This window comes from Mesorhizobium sp. M1E.F.Ca.ET.041.01.1.1, assembly GCF_003997355.1.
Classification (GTDB): domain Bacteria; phylum Pseudomonadota; class Alphaproteobacteria; order Rhizobiales; family Rhizobiaceae; genus Mesorhizobium.
In genome coordinates, this window is record NZ_RZSL01000796.1 from 1 (window position 1) to 2,228 (window position 2,228).

Sequence of the window (2,228 nt, forward strand, 5' to 3'; positions counted from 1 at the left end):
GCCCTATGATACGTACCTCGCCGGACTGGCCGCTCGAGCTGAAGCCGTAATATTCGTCGAGATCGCCCGGCCGGATTTCGCTGGTCGCCTCCTTGGCATGGGCCGGCTTGGTGAAGCCGGCAACGCCAACGGCTCCGCCGCCGGCCGCGCTCGCCAAACCGGCCAGAATGGCGGCCTTGCCGCTTCCGGTCAGAAGCGTGCGGCGGCTTACTCCAGCTTCCTCCGGCCTATCGTCGTCTTTCATTGGTTCTCTCCTTCAGTTGACACGGCCTGGCTGGCCGCAGGCTTCCGTTCCACGGATGGCTCGCGGCCGTTGACGGTCACCAGGACCCTCGGCTTGCGCTTGGGCTCGGGCACCATCGACGGCGACTGCAGGGCCAGGAACTTCTCACGCTTGATGCGCTTCTGGATCACCACCGGACAGCGCTGGTCGTCGTGGTAGAGCACCTGGCAGTTGAGGCATTGGATGCATTCGTTGGGATTGATCGCTCCCTCCGGATGGATCGCCTGGACAGGACAATCATTGGAGCAGCGCTGGCAGGGCGAGCCGCATTCCTTGTAGCGCTTCAGCCAGTCGAACATGCGCATACGGGCCGGGACAGCCAGCGCGCCGCCGAGCGGGCAGAGGTAGCGGCAGTAGAAGCGCTCGATGAAGAGGCCGGGTGCAAGGCAGCCGACGGCGAACACCACGAACCACCACTCGCGCGCGAAATGCAGGATGATCGCGGTCTTGAAGGGCTCCACTTCGGCTGCTTCCTCGGCAAGCCCGAGCGAGCCTAAGGACAGGCCGAAAAGCGCGAGGAAGATGATGTACTTGAACGGCCACAGGCGCTGATTGAGCCAGAACGGCACGCGGATCTGCGGAATGCGCGCCCAGCGCGCCAGCCGGTTCGTCCATTCCTGCAGCGCGCCGAACGGGCAAAGCCAGCCGCAATAGGCGCCGCGCCCCCAGAACAGCAGCGCGGCCGCGACCGCCGACCACAGGATGAAGATCAGCGGGTCGCGCAGGAAATAGTCCCAGCGAAAGTCGCCGCGCAGCGAGTTGAAGAATGTGAGGATGTTCACGACCGACAGCTGCGCGTGCTCGTACCAGCCGAGCCACAAAAGCGTGAAGGCGAGGTAGCCCAGCCGGATGCGCTCATAGGCGCGCGGCCATTTCACGAGGATATCCTGGAAGAAGAAGATGCCGGTGAGCACGCCGATCGCGACGAGCATGATGGCGATGTCGAACATGCGCGCCTGCCACATCCGTTGCCAGAGCGGCGGCTCGTCGTCCGCCGCCGCCACCGGTTGCACGGCAGCCGACGCCGGCGCGGCCGCCGCCGGCGAGACGGGCGCGGTCAGGAACTTGTCGGGGGTCGAGTAATCGAGCCCGGTGGTGACGAACGCCTTGTCGAGCGCCCCGGTCGCCCGCTGCACGAGGAGTTGGAATCGCCATGGCGCGCCAGGGTCGAGTTTCGCACCGTCGGGCGTGACGAAGACGCCGATCTCGGGAAAGTCAGGCGCGCCGTCGGCGGCCACGGCGCCGATCCGGCGATAGTTGCGATCGCGGAAGCGTATGCTGGCCTCGCTCTGGATCAGCTCGATGCGATCGAAGATGCCGCCGCGCACATAGCCGGAGCCGCGAAAGGAGTACGGCCCGTCGCCAGCGACCAGGATCGCCTGCTGGCCGGGCTTCAGATCCTGGCGAAGGCGATCATATTCGGCATCGCCGAGCAGCGATCGGCCGACCGTCGGCACGCTTGCCAGCGCAACATAGACGTCGACGAAGGAGGCATTCGGATCTCCTTGCTGCGGGCGGGCGATCGCCGCGGCATTGCCTGTCCGCTGGAACAGGTCGTCGAGCTCCTTGTTGGCGATCGCAAGCCTGCGCACCGATCCGTCGCCGAGCAAGGCTTGCCAGGTTTCGACGGTGCTTCTGGTCTGATCGATGCCGCGGGCCGGCTGAGCAGCGACGTCGGCAACCCCCTTGCCCAGGCCGCGCGACCGGGCGATCTTGAGCGCCGACTGCGTCATGCTGTCGGCGATGACCATCATCGTGACCGTGGCGCCGCTGACGATGTCGACCGGCATGCGGCTCTCCTCGCCCGGATCGAGGACACGCCGGCCGACGAACCCGTCGATATAATGCTCGATCTTGGCTTGAGGGATGCCGACCAGAACGATCGGTTCGTGATGCTCGACAAGCTTTGCGCCGGTGATCTTGCCGTCAAGGTCGACGCCGACAA

General features: G+C 65.7%; 1 protein-coding gene and 1 pseudogene. Both read right to left on the reverse strand.

Going from position 1 to position 2,228, the window contains the following annotated elements; translation table 11 throughout:
* A pseudogene (locus EOA38_RS34245) lies at nucleotides 1–244 on the reverse strand (TAT-dependent nitrous-oxide reductase); the annotation flags it as partial.
* Nucleotides 241–2,228: NosR/NirI family protein (locus EOA38_RS34250; protein WP_145966216.1), on the reverse strand; the 1,988-nt coding region annotated here is incomplete at its 5' end. The gene EOA38_RS34250 and the pseudogene EOA38_RS34245, both read right to left, overlap by 4 nt.